Annotated in this window: 17 protein-coding genes; 8 read left to right on the top strand and 9 right to left on the bottom strand. The window is 45.6% G+C overall.

The genetic code is table 11. The features are described from left to right. Positions 1 to 7: 7 nt before the first annotated feature. From LYZ37_RS11710 to bolA, 5 genes are all read right to left on the bottom strand, one after another. Entirely contained in the window at positions 8 to 640 is a 633-nt protein-coding gene (locus LYZ37_RS11710) for an NADH:ubiquinone reductase (Na(+)-transporting) subunit D (RefSeq protein ID WP_004415330.1), read from the bottom strand. Further along, complete coding sequence (locus LYZ37_RS11715) at positions 640 to 1,410, bottom strand: Na(+)-translocating NADH-quinone reductase subunit C (RefSeq protein WP_272785592.1); 771 nt, start codon at positions 1,408 to 1,410, stop codon at positions 640 to 642. Before LYZ37_RS11715 ends, LYZ37_RS11710 begins: the two co-directional genes overlap by 1 nt. Beyond that, entirely contained in the window at positions 1,400 to 2,644 is a 1,245-nt protein-coding gene (locus tag LYZ37_RS11720; RefSeq protein WP_171322992.1) for an NADH:ubiquinone reductase (Na(+)-transporting) subunit B, read from the bottom strand. Before LYZ37_RS11720 ends, LYZ37_RS11715 begins: the two co-directional genes overlap by 11 nt. Positions 2,645 to 2,649: 5 nt before the next feature. Continuing rightward, the gene (locus tag LYZ37_RS11725; protein ID WP_272785593.1) at positions 2,650 to 3,990 is read right to left on the bottom strand and encodes a Na(+)-translocating NADH-quinone reductase subunit A; all 1,341 of its coding nucleotides are present in this window, start codon (positions 3,988 to 3,990) and stop codon (positions 2,650 to 2,652) included. A 434-nt stretch (positions 3,991 to 4,424) separates the two neighbouring features. After that, positions 4,425 to 4,733, bottom strand: coding sequence for a transcriptional regulator BolA (bolA, locus tag LYZ37_RS11730; protein WP_272785594.1), 309 nt, complete (start codon positions 4,731 to 4,733; stop codon positions 4,425 to 4,427). A 137-nt stretch (positions 4,734 to 4,870) separates the two neighbouring features. On the opposite strand from bolA, the gene LYZ37_RS11735 reads away from it, so the two are divergent. The 4 genes from LYZ37_RS11735 to LYZ37_RS11750 all read left to right on the top strand — a co-directional run bounded on the left by LYZ37_RS11735 (position 4,871) and on the right by LYZ37_RS11750 (position 8,643). After that, a complete protein-coding gene (locus LYZ37_RS11735; RefSeq protein ID WP_272785595.1) occupies positions 4,871 to 6,001 on the top strand; it encodes a methyltransferase in 1,131 nt (376 codons plus the stop codon). A 62-nt stretch (positions 6,002 to 6,063) separates the two neighbouring features. After that, positions 6,064 to 6,633, top strand: a complete 570-nt coding sequence (locus LYZ37_RS11740) for a YajG family lipoprotein (protein WP_004744909.1) — start codon at positions 6,064 to 6,066, stop codon at positions 6,631 to 6,633. Continuing rightward, positions 6,633 to 7,178 carry a peptidylprolyl isomerase gene (locus LYZ37_RS11745; protein WP_272785596.1) on the top strand — a complete coding sequence of 182 codons (546 nt, stop codon included), beginning with the start codon at positions 6,633 to 6,635 and terminating at the stop codon, positions 7,176 to 7,178. The genes LYZ37_RS11740 and LYZ37_RS11745 overlap by 1 nt, the downstream gene beginning before the upstream one ends. Positions 7,179 to 7,251: 73 nt before the next feature. Further along, the gene (locus LYZ37_RS11750) at positions 7,252 to 8,643 is read left to right on the top strand and encodes an AmpG family muropeptide MFS transporter (RefSeq protein WP_272785597.1); all 1,392 of its coding nucleotides are present in this window, start codon (positions 7,252 to 7,254) and stop codon (positions 8,641 to 8,643) included. Positions 8,644 to 8,694: 51 nt separating this feature from the next. Here the strand turns inward: LYZ37_RS11750 and LYZ37_RS11755 are convergent, their stop codons facing one another. Genes LYZ37_RS11755 through LYZ37_RS11765 form a run of 3 tightly spaced genes read right to left on the bottom strand, consistent with a single transcriptional unit; the run spans position 8,695 to position 10,576 of the window. Then, positions 8,695 to 9,357 carry a ChrR family anti-sigma-E factor gene (locus tag LYZ37_RS11755; protein ID WP_272785598.1) on the bottom strand — a complete coding sequence of 221 codons (663 nt, stop codon included), beginning with the start codon at positions 9,355 to 9,357 and terminating at the stop codon, positions 8,695 to 8,697. Position 9,358: 1 nt separating this feature from the next. Next, positions 9,359 to 9,937 (bottom strand): sigma-70 family RNA polymerase sigma factor, encoded by a 579-nt coding sequence (locus LYZ37_RS11760; RefSeq protein WP_069667092.1) that lies wholly within the window; start codon positions 9,935 to 9,937, stop codon positions 9,359 to 9,361. Positions 9,938 to 9,994: 57 nt separating this feature from the next. Beyond that, on the bottom strand, positions 9,995 to 10,576 hold the full coding sequence (locus tag LYZ37_RS11765; RefSeq protein WP_272785599.1) for an LON peptidase substrate-binding domain-containing protein: 582 nt from the start codon (positions 10,574 to 10,576) through the stop codon (positions 9,995 to 9,997). Between the two features lie 344 nt (positions 10,577 to 10,920). Between LYZ37_RS11765 and LYZ37_RS11770 the strand changes: the two genes are divergently transcribed. From LYZ37_RS11770 to csdA, 4 genes are all read left to right on the top strand, one after another. Next, the gene (locus LYZ37_RS11770) at positions 10,921 to 11,697 is read left to right on the top strand and encodes an outer membrane protein OmpK (RefSeq protein ID WP_272785600.1); all 777 of its coding nucleotides are present in this window, start codon (positions 10,921 to 10,923) and stop codon (positions 11,695 to 11,697) included. Positions 11,698 to 11,802: 105 nt separating this feature from the next. After that, complete coding sequence (panE, locus tag LYZ37_RS11775) at positions 11,803 to 12,690, top strand: 2-dehydropantoate 2-reductase (RefSeq protein ID WP_272787171.1); 888 nt, start codon at positions 11,803 to 11,805, stop codon at positions 12,688 to 12,690. Further along, the gene (locus LYZ37_RS11780; RefSeq protein ID WP_272785601.1) at positions 12,690 to 13,289 is read left to right on the top strand and encodes a DJ-1 family glyoxalase III; all 600 of its coding nucleotides are present in this window, start codon (positions 12,690 to 12,692) and stop codon (positions 13,287 to 13,289) included. The genes panE and LYZ37_RS11780 overlap by 1 nt, the downstream gene beginning before the upstream one ends. After that, positions 13,289 to 14,500: a cysteine desulfurase CsdA gene (gene csdA, locus LYZ37_RS11785; protein WP_272785602.1), complete on the top strand. Its 1,212-nt coding sequence runs from the start codon at positions 13,289 to 13,291 to the stop codon at positions 14,498 to 14,500. Before LYZ37_RS11780 ends, csdA begins: the two co-directional genes overlap by 1 nt. 176 nt (positions 14,501 to 14,676) lie before the next feature. Here the strand turns inward: csdA and radA are convergent, their stop codons facing one another. Next, a complete protein-coding gene (gene radA / locus LYZ37_RS11790; protein WP_171323012.1) occupies positions 14,677 to 16,056 on the bottom strand; it encodes a DNA repair protein RadA in 1,380 nt (459 codons plus the stop codon). Between the last annotated feature and the right edge of the window lie 21 nt (positions 16,057 to 16,077).

Raw genomic sequence — 16,077 nt, forward strand, 5'->3', positions numbered from 1 at the left:
GACGTCCTTACTCCTTCGCTTCTACTTGCTCTGGTTTCAGAATACGGATTGCCCAGATAAGGAAACCGATTAGGAAGAATGCAGATGGTGCTAGTAACATCAAACCGTTTGGCTGATACCAACCACCATTGCTCACTAGAGGTAGAACTTCCATGCCAAATAATTTGCCTGAGCCGAATAGCTCACGGAAGAAACCAACAGTGATAAGAACGAAACCGTAACCAAGACCGTTACCAATACCATCGATAAGTGATGGAAGAGGCTCAGACTTCATTGCGAATGCTTCAGCACGACCCATAACGATACAGTTCGTGATGATTAGACCTACGAATACTGATAGCTGTTTAGAGATATCGTATAGGTAAGCTTTTAGCACTTGGTCTACCACGATTACTAGAGATGCGATGATCGCCATTTGAACGATGATACGCACACTGTTAGGAATGTGGTTACGGATGACTGAAACGAAGAAGTTAGACAGTGCAGTTACAAAGATAACCGCTAGTGTCATTACAAAAGCCGTTTCTAGTTTAGTTGTTACTGCCAATGCAGAACAAACACCAAGAACCTGAAGCGCGATTGGGTTGTTATCCAATACTGGCGCTAATAGACTCTTCTTAACGTTTTGTGCGCTAGACATTAGTTCAGACCTCCGTCACGAACTTTTGCTAGGAATGGACCAAAGCCCATATCGCCTAACCAGAAATCAAATGTACCTTGAACACCGTTACCTGTTAGTGTCGCACCTGATAGGCCATCAACACCGTGTTCAGAACCTGCTGGAGCGCCACCTTTAACAATTTTAATTGCTGGTTTGTGGTTCTCATCAAACAGTTTCTTGCCTTCAAACTGAGCACGCCAAGAAGGGTTCTCAATTTCACCACCAAGTCCAGGAGTTTCACCCTGTTCGTAGTAAGTGATTGCAGAAACAGTGTTACCGTCAGTTTCTACTGCAACAAAAGCGTACATCATTGACCATAGACCCGTACCGTGAACAGGCAGGATGATCTTAGATACTGCATCGCCATCTTTCACTAGGTAAATAACACCCGTGTTTGCGCGACGTAGGATCTTCGCTTTGTCTTGGTCAGCGGTTAGCTTGATAGACTCAGCAGGATCTTTTGCAGCTTTACGTTGGTCGTATGACGCAGCGTCACCTTCAACGAAAGCGCCAGTATCGAAATCAACTAGACGAGGCTCGATGTACTCAGCGAATAGCTCTGGTACTTTCTTACCTGCAGCGTCGATACCTGCAACTTCAACGATCTTAGTTTGCTTATCTAGTACAGCGTTAGCTTTTTGCTTGTCACGTAGACCTACAGCTGCTGTTGATACGATGATTGAACAAACAAGGCTCAACCCGATAACAACACCCAGCGTCTTTTTAATGCTGTCGTTATTACTTGCCATAGCGTGCTAGTCTCCGCTTGATGTTCTTCTCGATAACTACATGGTCGAACAGAGGTGCAAACAGGTTCGCGAATAGAATCGCCAGCATCATACCTTCTGGGTAAGCTGGGTTTACTACACGAATTAGTACACACATCACGCCGATTAGTGCGCCGTACCACCATTTACCTTTGTTAGTAAATGAAGCGGATACAGGGTCTGTTGCCATAAAGAACATACCGAATGCAAAACCACCTAGAACTAGGTGCCAGTGCCATGGCATGTTGAACATTGGGTTAGTGTCAGAACCGATAACATTGAACAGAGTTGCTGTTGCAATCATACCGATCATCACACCTGCAATAATGCGCCATGAAGCAATTCGCATGTACACGATCATTGCTGCACCGATCATTAGAGCCAGTGTAGAAACTTCACCAATAGAACCAGGAATGTTACCGATGAAAGCGTCCATCCAAGTGATAGGAGCGCCTGTCACTGTATTCACTAGTGCACCGTTACCACCTTGTGCCCATTGGCTAAGCGCCGTTGCACCAGAGAAGCCATCAGCTGCAGTCCAAACTACGTCACCTGAGATTTGCGCAGGGTAAGCGAAGAATAGAAATGCACGGCCAGCAAGTGCTGGGTTAAGGAAGTTACGACCCGTACCACCAAAGATCTCTTTAGCAACAACAACACCGAAGGTAATACCTAGCGCCGCTTGCCATAGAGGAAGTGTTGGTGGAACGATAAGTGCAAATAGGATCGAAGTTACAAAGAAACCTTCGTTAACTTCGTGCTTACGCACCATACAGAACAGTACTTCCCAGAAACCACCAACGATAAATACCGTTGCGTAGATAGGTAGGAAGTAAGTTGCACCTAGGATCATCTTACTGCCAACGCCTGCATCGGCAGCTAAAGTGCCCCCAAGCATTTCCGTTAGCCAGTAGTGCCAGTTGCCAGCAACTACAGCTGCTAGCTGATCACCAGCATACATGTGATTAAGTGCTGAGATAGCTTGGCCACCCGCGTTGTACATACCCCAGAACATTGCTGGGAATACCGCGAACCAAACCATGATCATGATACGTTTTAGGTCAACGCTATCACGAACGTGCGAGCTTTTTTTCGTTACCAAGCCTGGCGTGTAGAAAAGTGTTGCTGCTGCTTCATATAAAGCAAACCACTTCTCATGCTTACCACCTGGCTCAAAATGATGCTCGATGTCTTCAATAAACTTTTTAAGAGCCATGAAAATTACCCTTCCTTCTCGATGGTATCTAGGCATTCACGAAGGAGTTCACCGTACTCGTATTTACCAGGACACACAAAGGTACACAATGCTACATCTTCTTCATCTAGCTCTAGCGCACCTAGTGCTGCTGCACTGTCAGTATCACCTGCACATAGATCACGAAGTAGCAGAGTTGGCTCCATATCTAGAGGCATTACGCGTTCGTAGTTGCCGATTGGAACCATTGAACGATCACTACCGTTAGTCGTCGTTGTCATGTTGAACAACTGACCTTTGAATACGTGACCAAGGAATGAGCGAGTAATTGAGAACTTGTTCTTACCTGGCATTGCCCATCCAAACAGTTCTTTTTCACGGCCTTCACGTAATACAGAAACCTGTACGTGGTAACGACCAAGGTATGCGTGAGGACCAGTTGCATGAGTACCAGTCAGTACTGAACCAGAAATCACACGAACTTCACCTGGCATTAGCTCGCTGTCCGTTACGTCATCAAGGCATGCACCTAGAGATGTACGAACTAGACGAGGGTTATTCACTACTGGGCCAGCCAGAGAAATAACACGGTCAGTGTAAAGTTCACCAGTTAGGAACAACTTACCGAACGCGATAACGTCCTGGTAGTTGATACTCCACGCCACATTTTCTGCATTCACTGGGTATAGGAAATGCATGTGGGTGCCAGCAAGACCTGCTGGGTGAGGGCCATCAAATACATGCTCTTCAACATTTGATTGAGAAGAACGAGGAAGACTTGTACCAGATTTACATACGTAAACCTTGCCATCAGTCAGAGTTGAAAGCAGATCTAAACCTGCAACAAACGCTTCTTGTTGTTCATTGATGATCAACTCAGGCTGAGCCGCTAGTGGATTAGTATCCATAGCAGTTACGAAAATAGCCTTAGTAGAAGATTCGATTGCTGGAACCTTGCTGAACGGACGAGTACGTAAAGCGGTCCAAAGACCTGATTCAACTAGTTGAGTTTTCACCGTTTCACGGTCAAGACCTGCTAGTTTATCAGCTTCAAACTTATCGAATGTCACCTGCTCTTCACCTGCCACTTCAATCACTACAGATTGAAGGACACGCTTAGCGCCACGGTTAATCTCGATCACTTTACCAGCTGCTGGTGAAGTAAATTTCACGCCTGGGTTCTTCTTATCTTCAAAAAGAACTTGAGCTTTCTTTACTTCATCGCCTACGCGGACATGCATAGTAGGACGCATGCCGACGTACTCTTCGCCAAGCAAGGCGACTTTTTTGATGGTCTTACCATCATTAATCACCTGGGTAGGAGTTCCTGCAACAGGAAGGTCCAAACCCTTCTTTATTGTAATCATACGCACTTGCACTACTTTTATCGGGAAAAAGATTCTTTGTTTGCGTAACTTTTAGACACGACACTAGTGTCCGGTTTTGGTGAAGTTTTAAACACCAAAATCGCAACATCCTATTAAAAATCTCGCTACAGGAATTAAGCGAGATTTATCAGGTGCGATAGTCTATCATCTTTTTGGAAGCCGATGCCATGATGAATACTATGATTAACAGAGATATTTCGTAGGAATAGGCGTCAAAAGGCTAAGGAATAGTCATAACTTTGAGCCACCGCACAAACATAAATCGGCATGCTATTTCCCATTCTTCTGATTCATTCACATCATGAAACATTCTGTTTTAAAACTAACCATCACGTTAATTTGTTTCCACATTGTTAATATCTAACTAGTCGCAACCATTAAAAAGGGTAGCAAACGCTACCCTTTTATGTTGTTTATTTTGAGCCGCCTAAGCACATTGGGCTATCTGGCGCGAGCTGATTCTGTTCTTTCCATTCATCAGCTGTATAGGTGTGCATAGACAGAGCATGGATTTGGTTCGCTAACTCTTCTGCAAGCACTTGATTTACTTGACGGTGACGTGCAATCAAGCGCGCCCCCTCAAACTTCGCACTCACAACAACCACTTTGAAGTGGCTTTCCGAGCCTGGCGGAACGTTATGCATGTAACTTTCGTTAATCACGCTTAAGTGGTCTGGATTGAAGGCCTCTTTGAGCTTGCTTTCAATGACTTCTTGGATCATCTGTTTCACCATCAGATATGAACAACACTTTAAGCCTAGATAATAATCACCTCTGCCATAAAGCTAAAGGTTTTAGTTTCCACAACCTTCAGCTTTTGCGACAATTTAGCAATTAATGACTCTCTAGCATTCCAAATATGAAAACTGATCTTACTTTACATGATCGTACCCTATCTTTGTTCCGGTACCCGAAAAGAAACAATGAAACCCTGCAAGCATGGGATGCTGGAGACGAGTACCTCATCAATCATCTTGAAGAAATGGCGTTACCAGCGGGTCAGAATATTCTGATTATTAACGATCACTTTGGTGCTCTGAGCTGTTGGTTTAGTCAGCAGCACAAAGTCACCTTGATGAGTGATTCATTTATCTCTCATCAAGGGGCAAACGCCAACCTCAAAGCAAACAACTGCCCGACGATCACTTACTTGACCACCATGGACAAGATTCCAAGTGATATCGATTTGGTGCTGTTTCAGTTACCTAAGAGTAATCGCCACTTAGTCTGGCTACTCAGTCAGTTGCGCGATTCGCTAGATAGCTCTGTCCCTGTGATTGCGGTCAACAAGGCCAAAGAGATCCACACTTCGACACTCAAACTGTTCGAAAAACACCTTGGCGAAACCAAAACATCGCTGGCGTGGAAAAAACACCGCCTTGTCTTTAGCTATGCCAACAGTTCAACACCAATCGAGGTTTCACCCGACACGCGTTGGTCCGTTGATAAAGAACAGATTGAACTTAACAATCTACCTAATGTTTATTCTGGAGAGAGCTTAGATCTTGGCGCTCGCTTTATGCTTGAGCACTTACCGCAAAACCCAGATCTTAAACACGTACTCGATTTAGGCTGTGGCAATGGTGTGTTATCAGTAAAAATGGGCCAACTGAATCCGCAGATCAAACTGACCTGCGTCGACGAGAGCTTTATGGCGGTGGAATCGGCGCAACAAAACCTTATCGCAAACTTAGGAAAACAGAGAGAATTCGACTGTATCGCCAATAACTGCCTCGATGGAATGCCGGCGAAAGATGTCGATCTGGTAATGTGTAATCCCCCTTTTCATCAGCAACAAGCGATTACGGATCACATTGCATGGCAGATGTTCTGTGATGCAAAGCAAATTCTTAGTGTCGGTGGACAATTATTAGTTATCGGTAACCGTCACCTCGGCTACGATGGAAAGCTATCTAGACTGTTTGGCAAGTCGAACGTAAAAGTTGTCGCTTCCAATAAGAAATTTGTTATTTTACAAGCGACTAAATAGTCCACTATTATCTGTCTATACGTTTCAGTAGGCTCGCAGAGTTAACAAGAAAGGAAATTACAATGAGAAAACTGGTTCTAGCCGCGTCAATGGCATTACTCACTGCGTGTTCAGCTCCGCAGCAAGAGCAAATCAACTTCATGCCTAAAGCGGTATTGAGCAACAGTGATATTGTTCAAGACGCAAGTTTTACTCTGACCAGTAAAGACATGCGTTCCGCGCAATATGTTGCTTTGGTAGACAGTGGACGTTCAAACATTGAACCGATTCACTCTAAGCAAAACGTTCGCATCTCAATCGAAAACGCACTGTTGGATCAGTTTAAGTCACAAGGTTTCCGTAGCACAGTTAACAGCGAAAACTCCGTGGAAGTGGAAGTTCAAGAAGCGCTAGTGTCTGTTAAGCACACCGTAATGGAAAACCAGATGGATGGAAAAGTGGTTCTGGAAATTACCGCAGAAACACCACAGGGCAAGCTTGTTAAGACTTACACGGGTACAGCAAAACGCACAGGTGCGCTTAGCGCTTCAAACGAAGAGATCGAAGAAGTACTTAATGATGTCATCAATCTTGTGCTGCAAGAAGTGTCTAACGATCGTGAACTTCAAAACTACATGCAGGAGCGATTCTAATGTGGAAAACAGCAATTGCCTCACTTGCGTTAGTTAGCAGTCTAGCATTTGCAGGTCCAAAGGTAGAATTCGAAACCAATCTTGGTTCTTTCACTGTTGAGCTAAACCAAGAGAAAGCCCCTATTACCGTGGCTAACTTTTTAAAGTATGTCGATGATGGCAGTTATGTTGGCTCTCAATTTCATCGCGTGATCCCTAACTTTATGGCTCAGGGTGGTGGTTTTGATCAAGAGATGAAGCCGCTCGCGACTTACTCACCGATCAAGAATGAAGCGTCGAATGGGTTGAAGAACAATACGGCAACGATTGCAATGGCGCGTACCAACAACCCAAATTCTGCAACTCGTCAGTTTTTTATCAACTTCGTCGACAATAACTTCCTTGACTATGACCAACGCCCACCAGGTTACGCAGTGTTTGGTAAAGTAACGCAAGGTTTTGACGTAATTAAAAAAATGGGTAAAAAACCGACCCACTCAGTAGGACGCTACCGCGATGTTCCTGTTGAGCCAATCATAATTACAAAAGCGACTCTTCTAAAATAATCCTCTTAGGCTCTAATCTCCACGGTTAGAGCCTTTCTTCTTGCATACCGGAAACTCAAACAAGGAATAGTGTATGTCTTCTGACTCCCCTTCACTGTCTTGGCGAGAAACAATTCAAAGCTACATGGATAGACGCCTGATGTGGGTGTTCATGCTCGGCTGCTCAAGTGGTTTTCCCTGGGTATTGATTGGTTCGAATATGTCTGGCTGGCTCAAAGATGCCGGGCTGACTCGCGCAGCAATTGGCTACTTTGGTAGTGTTTTCGCTGTTTACGCAATTAACTTTCTCTGGGCACCACTGGTCGACAGGGTTCGTCTGCCACTATTGCACGCCATGCTAGGTCAACGCCGAAGTTGGATATTCCTCTGTCAGTCAGTGGTTCTTGTTTGCACCTTATTTATTGCGGGGGTCGACCCGTCGCAAAATCTGATGCTCACTTCGATGTTAGCTCTGGGGATTGCTATCTCGTCAGCGACGCAAGACATCGCTATCGATGCCTTTCGTATCGATACTTTCCCTAAATCAGAACCTTCAAAACTGCCGCAAGCTTCTGCGATGGCAGTGATTGGTTGGTGGACGGGCTACTCAGTGCCTGGTTACCTTGCCTTTATCAATGCAGATTCTGTTGGTTGGAATGGCGTTTACTACGGTATGGCCGCCATTGTCGCCATTCTTATGGTCTTCACCTTACTCGTCGGTGAGCCAAAAACGCAGCGTGATTCATTGCAAGCGCAAGCGGAACAACGCCATAGCAAGGTGGTCGGCAATCGAGCCGTTGCATGGCTAACGGTAACTGTGGTGGAACCCTTCTTAGATTTCTTCAAACGTAATGGCTTTCGCGTCGCACTGACACTACTACTGTTCGTTTTCCTATTTAAGATTGGTGAGGCTTTCCTTGGCCGAATGTCGATTACCTTTTACAAAGAGATTGGCTTTAGTAACGAACAGATCGGTTATTACTCTAAGTTAATCGGCTGGGGACTAACAATTCTGTTCACTCTAGTTGGCAGTATGGTCAATGTGAAGTTTGGTATCGTACGCGGCCTGATGATCGGCGGCATTGCCATGGCGTCAAGTAACCTGATGTTTGCATGGATCGCTAAGGTTGGTCCAAATGAGCAACTGTTCTTAGCCACACTCGTGGTCGATAACTTTACCTCAGCGTTTTCGACCGTCGCCTTTGTCTCTTTCTTAACCGTAGTGACAGGGCAAGCTTTCTCGGCAACTCAATACGCCCTGCTCGCTTCACTAGGCAATTTCGGTCGAACGACACTTGCTTCATTCTCGGGCGAGTTGGTCGATTACCTCAACGACTGGTCTACTTTCTTTATCTTGACCGCAGTGATGGTGATTCCAAGCCTGATTATGCTCTACTCACTCAGGCACTATTTCTCCGATATGTTGGATAAGGCACGGGAGCGAGATAAGCAGGAATTGCAACAACAAAGCACAGAAAATAGTTGATAAAAAAAGGCTTGGTTCAAAAAAACCAAGCCTTTTTCATTCTATCTGTGTTTAAGGATACATGCCTTTACCAAACAGGTTAAACACTCTTGCCACACCTTGGGTAAAGAGCATCGGCTCTGTAAGAACAGTAAGGCATAAACAATCTTCACCGACTCTGGTGAACGGGCTGTGTTTCACCGAACCATCTTTAAGTAAGTAATCACCCACTTCATAATGTCCATCCTCATCACTAAACCCACCATGCAGCACTAGCGTTGATTCTAAACCTTTGTGCGTATGCTGTGGAATGGTGACATCTTCCGAGATGTACATCAGATTGATTCGCGCTTGCTCGGAAATATCTATTGAAGCGCTGTAGACCTTACCTCCATAGCTTTTCCACTCGCCTATTTTGTCTCTAAAGCGTGATAACGAAAGAGGAAGCCTGAATGTTTTGTCGTTTACTTCGATAAAAGTCGGTAGTCGCGGCGGTCTCAGTGGCTCGCTGTTTTGCTCTAAACAAACAATCTGATCAAACATTGAATCCAAATCTAGATTTGAATCGACACTTTCACTGACTAGCTCTTCTCCGCACTCGGCTTCAAACTGCTGAACTAGCTGCCTACATTTAGGGCAACTCTCAATATGAGTGGCAATTGTAAAGGCACTCACATCATCAAGAATGCCTTGAGCGTAAGCCTGCAACATTGATGTTTGTGGATGGAAACTCATACTACTCTGCCTCAATTGAATTGCGTAATTTCTCTACCGCCAATCGCAATCTCGATTTAACGGTGCCTAAAGGTATGTCGAACATATCAGCGACTTGCTGATGAGGAAGTTCTTCAAGGTAAACAGCTTTGACCACCTTCTTCTGAGCTTCGGGCAAAATATCGAGATACTTGATAATCTGCTGCTTCAAACGCTCCGTTTCAGGAGAATAGTGTTCAACCAAATCAGGTGGACAGTAGTCGTTGGGCCAAATATCTTCCGAGTGGATATGCGCTTCTCTCCCCTTCTGTTTACGCAGGGTGTCGAAACAGAGGTTACGAGCAATGGTGTAGATCCAAGTAGAAAGCGAGCTTTTACTACCATCAAACAATGCACTTTTTTGCCACACGGTTGCCATCGCTTCTTGAACGATTTCTAAAGCCACCTGCTCATTGCCCATATGCCTAAATGTAAACTGTTTTAAACGTGGGGAGAAATGAGAAAACACCAGAGCAAAGGCTTGTTTGTCTTGTTGTTTCACCTTCTCCATACACGACGCCCAGTCATTCTTTTTAAAAGCTTGGGTATCTATGTTGGCCATTTCGATATCCTTAATAACGCCCCTGAACTTTTTTATACGTCTGACAAACTATTTGGATCACTGTGTCAGCTCATCTCCTAAGGTTTTTGTTAGAAAGCTAACAGCACCTGCGCAATCTTTTTGACCAACTAAACGATCAAATTGCTGATTGGTCAGAGGGAGTATTTCTAACCAACGTTGACTAACCCAACTGGCATCATCAAAAAACTTTTGCTCGTAGAGATTACCAATATCAGGGAACTGCTGATAAACCCGATTTAAATAATGACAGATTGGCTCAATTTCTTTATCAACTGAAGAATACTCCCAACTTGGTAGCCATTTTACTCTGGCATATCGCAAACCATCGTATTCAACTCTGACATGCTTGATCTCGAACTTAGTTAAACCAGTAACTGAGATCCCAAGCAAACCGTCGTCAAGCTGTTCAAAATCAATCACCTTAACGAGAGTTCCGATTTTAGACAACTCACTATCATTTGGCTCCTCACGCTTTTCAAATAGACACAAACCAAAGGTTCCATCGCCTTTCATCGCTTGAGAAACCAACCTTTTATATCGTGGCTCAAAAATCCTTAGGCGCATTTTCCCTTCTGGCAACACAAATGAGCTCAAAGGAAAAAGCATAATCTCTGGCATAAATGTAACTCCTAATCTTTTTATTAACAGTTACGTTACAACACACCAACCCGATCATTCACCGAATATGTTGAATACATGATAAGCATAAAAATTTAGGCCAACGTTTGCGTAATCGATACCTATATCACTTTCTGTGCAATGCAATGAAAGTTCCGTTACATTTAAAATTTTAGTCTGTTAATGAGATCCCGATCACCAGTTTTATGTTTTTTTACATTAGTTGCACATGGCTTTTGAGATTTTTATCGATATTATTCCATCCCATAAAGCACAGCTAAGATTGTGCAACCAAGTAAATATCTACTGAATATTTAAATTAACAAACATAGAGAGTTCCCATTATGCGTAAATCACTTTTAGCTCTAGGTGTTGTTGCAGCGGTATCAGCTGCACAAGCACAAGCAGAATACTTATTCGGTTTCGGTGGTATGTATGTTGACTACCAAGCATGGAACCACGGTATCGGTAACGATAAAGACAACTTTGGCGGCGAAATCGAAGATCGTAACCAAGCGGTAATCGGTATTGAAGGTGGTGCGGTATTCGATTGGGGCCAAATCTACGGCTTCTACGATTACGAAGGTGTAGATCGTGCAGGTGATGACCGTGGTGCATCTACTAAAGGTACAATCCACTACAACCTAACTGACTCAGGTATCTCTCTATACGCTCAAGTATACAACACAGATACAGACAAAGGTTTCCACGAGCAAAACCGCGTGTTAGGTCTAGGTTACACAGGCCTTAAAGGCGATGGTTGGGGCTTCACTCCATTCATTGGTGTACACCAAATCAATTCTGGTGATATCAAAGGCAGCAACGGCGGTATGTTTGGCTACGTTGGTTACTACAACACAGATATTGCAGGTCAAAACTTTACCTTCTCTACTTGGAATGAGCTAGAATTTGCACGTAACGATGCGTACTCTACTCTTCAAAGCACAACTGCTGGCTCTAATGAAAGCTCAGAAAGCTGGGGTCTAAACGGCAGCCTAAATGCAATGTGGAATGTCACACAAAACTGGTCAACAGGTATCCTATACCGTTACACAGTGAACAAACTTGCACGTAAAGATTACCAAGATCTTGTAATCTATCGCGTACAATACAACTTCTAATTGTTGATGTATTGACTAAAAATGGCACCTTGGGGTGCCATTTTTATTGCTTTCCCCTTCACTGACATTATCCTTGGTGCAAAGTTATCTACTTGCGAGCGTTCAGTGAATATTCTTATCCTAGGCCCGGGAGCAATTGGCTCTTTATGGGCATCCAAGTTTCAAGCAGCAGGGCACAATGTATCTTTCTGGTCGACCTCTATCGAACCAAGAGTCACCCTTCAACTGGAACAGCAACCGCCGCAAACCTTTTCTAACCGCGACACCTACAGTGTTGAGCAAGCCGACCTGATTCTAATTACGGTAAAAGCGTGGCAAGTTGACGCGGCATTGACCCCGCTAATGCCACACATAAGCCCAGAGACCATTCTAGCGCTAATGCATAACGGTATGGGAACAGCTGAAGCCGTAGTGCGTAAAATGCCTAACAACCCGTTGGTACTGGCTACAACCACCCACGGCGCGTATAAACCAAGTAAGCAACAAGTTCTCCATACAGGCATAGGGCAAACACAGCTCGGCGGTTTCAATCCACTCGGCAACAAGTGTGCATTTCTGGAGGAAGTTTTTACTCATGCACTTCCTGTCGCAACTTGGAGTAACAATATTCACCACGCGCTATGGACTAAACTCGCGATAAATTGTGCAATAAACCCTCTCACGGCCATTCATCAAGTCAAAAATGGTCAGCTTGCCGCCCAAGATCACCAGCTTGAAGTGAATGGGCTACTGGATGAAATCCATCTAGTATTAGCCGCTGAACAGATCCCGCTTTCACGTGAGCAACTGTCGCAAACAGTCAATCAAGTGATAGAGGCAACCGCTGCAAATCACTCTTCTATGCAGCAAGATATTTTCCATCGACGCCCAAGCGAGATAGACTTTATTACTGGATACTTACTTGAGCGTGCGCAGCACCATGGCATCTCGACGCCCAAAAACCACAAACTGTATCAAGCCATCAAAAACATAGAACAAAGTTGGAATTCATAATGACTAAAAAAGTACTCGTCCCAATCGCTCCCGGTAGTGAAGAAATGGAAGCTATTACCATCATAGATATGATGGTTCGTGCGGGCTATGAAGTTGTTGTGGCTAGCGCAGACTTTGATGGCAATCTCACGATGAAAGCATCACGAGGTGTCACCCTTAGCGCTGATTGCAAGTTAGTCGACATAGCGGATGATGAGTTTGATGCCGTCATTCTACCGGGGGGTGTTGGCGGTGCAGAGGTATTCCGTGACAGTACCGTTTTGGTTGAGATTGTACGTCAGCAAATGTACGAAGGTAAGCTTGTCGCGGCAATCTGCGCTGCACCTGCGTTAGTGTTAGCGCACCATGGCCTGTACCCAGAAGCTTTAATGACTTGTCACCCTAGCTTCGAAAGTCATATTGAAAAGAAAAACTGGCGAGTAAAACGCGTCACTTATGATGTAAACCATAATTTGCTGACTAGCCAAGGGCCGGGCACTGCGCTCGAATTTGCGATGGAGATTATCATTAATCTATCAGGCAAAGCACACGCGTGGACAGTCGCAGAGCCTATGGTCACCATCCCTACCCTGCAATACCATAAACTGGGTGATGAATAATGTTCGACGCCAAGCTTATTGCTGATCAGTTCCCCGCTTTAAAGCAACAAATTAATGACCAGAGACTTGTTTACCTTGATAGCGCTGCGACAAGTCAAAAGCCTAACAGTGTCATCAAGGCGATTTCTGATTACTACAGCCAGCAAAATGCCAATGTCCATCGTGGCAGCCATAGCTTGACCGCCAAAGCGACCAGTGAATTTGAGAGCGCACGCGAAACGGTCGCTAACTTTGTTGGCGCAGCATCGGCTAGCGAGATTGTTTGGACTCGCGGTGCAACTGAAGCCCTAAACCTGATTGCTCAGACTTATGCTCGTTCAATGTTAAAACCAGGGGACGAGATACTAGTCAGTGAGATGGAGCACCACGCTAACATAGTGCCGTGGCAAATTGTTGCTGAGCAGACCGGAGCAAAAGTAGTCAGAATACCGATGACCCATGAATGTCGCTTTGACTTTGCCGCTTATCAACAGCTGATCACGAATAAAACCAAAATCGTCGCACTCGCACATATCACCAATGTGACTGGAACAAGGCAGCCTATCGAACAAGTCATAGAGCTTGCCCACCAGCACGATGCCATTGTGGTTGTTGACGGTGCTCAAGGTGTCGTACATGAGAAAGTCGATGTGCAAACGCTTGGAGCGGATTTCTATGTCTTCTCTGGGCACAAACTGTTTGCCCCTGCGGGGATTGGCGTGCTCTGCGGTAAACTTAGCTTACTAGAGTCCATGCCGCCTTGGCATGGTGGCGGGAAGATGGTTGAGAAAGTCTCTTTCAGTGGCACAACCTTCACTGGCGTTCCGGGTAAGTTTGAAGCAGGAACCCCTAACGTAGCGGGAGCAATCGCTTTAGCTACCGCGATCAATTGGTATTCATCATTGGATCAGCTTCAAGTTGAGCAACATATCCACCAGCTTGTCGAACAAGCTCACCAAAAACTCAGCCAACTCGAAGATGTGCAAATCTTAGGCTTTCAGCAAGGCGCATCGGTCATCTCTTTCGTCATTGACGGTGTGCATCATCAAGATGTCGCCACTCTACTTGATCAACAAGGCATCGCTGTACGAGCGGGCAACCACTGCGCCCACCCGCTAATGGATGCGTTAGGTGTGAAAGGCACTATCCGCGCCTCTTTTGCGGTTTACAACACCATGGAAGACGTTGATAGGTTAGTGGCTGCGGTTGAGAAAGCGGTGGATATGCTTTAGGCAAGAGCGGGAACGTTTTGCTATGGATGCGGGATTTGGGATTTTGGAACGGACTGCGTCCTACGGAGTGCTGGATAACTGGATAACTGGATAACTCTAGTTTTCCAGCAGGGCGAAGCCCGATCCAGTTCTCCCGCAACGAAGTGTTCCATAGGGCAACGCCCGTTCCCGCTTCCCTATAGCTCATCAAACGCTTCAATCGCTTCAGAAAGCTTTTTCACGCCGTGGATCTGCATACCTGGGATTCCGCCTTTTGGCATGTTGGCGGCCGGGACAATGGCCTTTTTAAAGCCATGCTTGAAGGCTTCATTTAAACGCTCTTGTCCACTCGGTACAGGGCGAATCTCACCTGCTAGACCAACTTCTCCAAACACCACCACATCCTTAGGTAGTGGTCTGTCTCTAAAGCTTGATAGTAGCGCCATCACTAGGGCTAAGTCTGCACTGGTTTCTGTTACTTTTACCCCACCGACGACATTAACAAATACATCTTGATCGGCCATTTGCAGACCACCATGTTTGTGTAGAACGGCAAGAAGTAACGACAGTCGGTTCTGCTCTAGACCAACTGCGACTCGGCGCGGGTTAGCCAATTGCGAATAATCGACCAAGGCTTGGATCTCTACCAAGAGTGGGCGCGTACCTTCCCATACCACCATAACCGAGCTGCCGGAGGTTTCTTCCTCGCCGCGCGATAAGAAAATCGCCGAAGGGTTGCTGACCTCTTTTAACCCTTGGCCCGTCATGGCAAATACGCCCAGTTCATTCACTGCACCAAAACGGTTTTTATGGCTGCGAAGGGTTCGAAAACGGCTATCTGTACCACCGTCGAGCAACACCGAACAGTCAATGATGTGTTCAAGTACCTTAGGGCCTGCCAAGGTGCCGTCCTTAGTAACGTGGCCAACAATAAACACCGAGACATTATTTTGCTTGGCATAACGAGTCAAAGCCGTTGCCGCTTCCCTTACTTGAGCCACACTGCCCGGTGAGGATTGAACATCCGAGACGTGCATAACCTGAATCGAGTCAATCACCATAATCTTAGGCTGTTCTTTTTCAGCAATTTGACAGATGCGATCGACATTGGTTTCTGACAACATCTTCAAATTGTCTTTGGGTAATCCTAAGCGAGAGGCACGCATTGCAACCTGCTGAAGAGATTCCTCGCCCGTGACATAAAGCGTCGGCATTTGCGATGCCAAGTAGCACATGGTTTGCAGCAAGAGCGTCGATTTACCTGCGCCCGGGTTACCACCGATGAGAATCGCAGCACCGGGAACCACACCTCCACCAAGTACTCGGTCGAGCTCTTTGAATCCACTCGTAAAACGGGGAACCTCTTGCAGATCGATCTCAGAAAGCGTTTGAACCTTCGCTTCTGTACTTGCCCCTGCATAACCTGCAAGACGCTCGTTGCGCGCGACTGTCGGTGATGCCGCTAAACGAACCTCACTGATGGTATTCCACGCTCCACACGCATTACACTGCCCTTGCCAACGGGGAAAATCTGCTCCGCAGTCATTACAAACGTATGCTCTCTTCGCTTTTGCCATGTAACCTCAGGCCTCTTAAAA

It is taken from the genome of Vibrio tubiashii (genome assembly GCF_028551255.1).
GTDB classification, from domain to species: Bacteria; Pseudomonadota; Gammaproteobacteria; order Enterobacterales; family Vibrionaceae; genus Vibrio; species Vibrio tubiashii_B.

What these genes read in the sequence shown, in the direction of transcription:
- LYZ37_RS11710 (WP_004415330.1), bottom strand. Translation starts at nt 640, where the DNA reads ATGTCTAGCGCACAAAACGTTAAGAAGAGTCTATTAGCGCCAGTATTG.
- LYZ37_RS11715 (WP_272785592.1), bottom strand. Translation starts at nt 1,410, where the DNA reads ATGGCAAGTAATAACGACAGCATTAAAAAGACGCTGGGTGTTGTTATC.
- LYZ37_RS11720 (WP_171322992.1), bottom strand. Translation starts at nt 2,644, where the DNA reads ATGGCTCTTAAAAAGTTTATTGAAGACATCGAGCATCATTTTGAGCCA.
- LYZ37_RS11725 (WP_272785593.1), bottom strand. Translation starts at nt 3,990, where the DNA reads ATGATTACAATAAAGAAGGGTTTGGACCTTCCTGTTGCAGGAACTCCT.
- bolA (WP_272785594.1), bottom strand. Translation starts at nt 4,733, where the DNA reads ATGATCCAAGAAGTCATTGAAAGCAAGCTCAAAGAGGCCTTCAATCCA.
- LYZ37_RS11735 (WP_272785595.1), top strand. Translation starts at nt 4,871, where the DNA reads ATGAAAACTGATCTTACTTTACATGATCGTACCCTATCTTTGTTCCGG.
- LYZ37_RS11740 (WP_004744909.1), top strand. Translation starts at nt 6,064, where the DNA reads ATGAGAAAACTGGTTCTAGCCGCGTCAATGGCATTACTCACTGCGTGT.
- LYZ37_RS11745 (WP_272785596.1), top strand. Translation starts at nt 6,633, where the DNA reads ATGTGGAAAACAGCAATTGCCTCACTTGCGTTAGTTAGCAGTCTAGCA.
- LYZ37_RS11750 (WP_272785597.1), top strand. Translation starts at nt 7,252, where the DNA reads ATGTCTTCTGACTCCCCTTCACTGTCTTGGCGAGAAACAATTCAAAGC.
- LYZ37_RS11755 (WP_272785598.1), bottom strand. Translation starts at nt 9,357, where the DNA reads ATGAGTTTCCATCCACAAACATCAATGTTGCAGGCTTACGCTCAAGGC.
- LYZ37_RS11760 (WP_069667092.1), bottom strand. Translation starts at nt 9,937, where the DNA reads ATGGCCAACATAGATACCCAAGCTTTTAAAAAGAATGACTGGGCGTCG.
- LYZ37_RS11765 (WP_272785599.1), bottom strand. Translation starts at nt 10,576, where the DNA reads ATGCCAGAGATTATGCTTTTTCCTTTGAGCTCATTTGTGTTGCCAGAA.
- LYZ37_RS11770 (WP_272785600.1), top strand. Translation starts at nt 10,921, where the DNA reads ATGCGTAAATCACTTTTAGCTCTAGGTGTTGTTGCAGCGGTATCAGCT.
- LYZ37_RS11780 (WP_272785601.1), top strand. Translation starts at nt 12,690, where the DNA reads ATGACTAAAAAAGTACTCGTCCCAATCGCTCCCGGTAGTGAAGAAATG.
- csdA (WP_272785602.1), top strand. Translation starts at nt 13,289, where the DNA reads ATGTTCGACGCCAAGCTTATTGCTGATCAGTTCCCCGCTTTAAAGCAA.
- radA (WP_171323012.1), bottom strand. Translation starts at nt 16,056, where the DNA reads ATGGCAAAAGCGAAGAGAGCATACGTTTGTAATGACTGCGGAGCAGAT.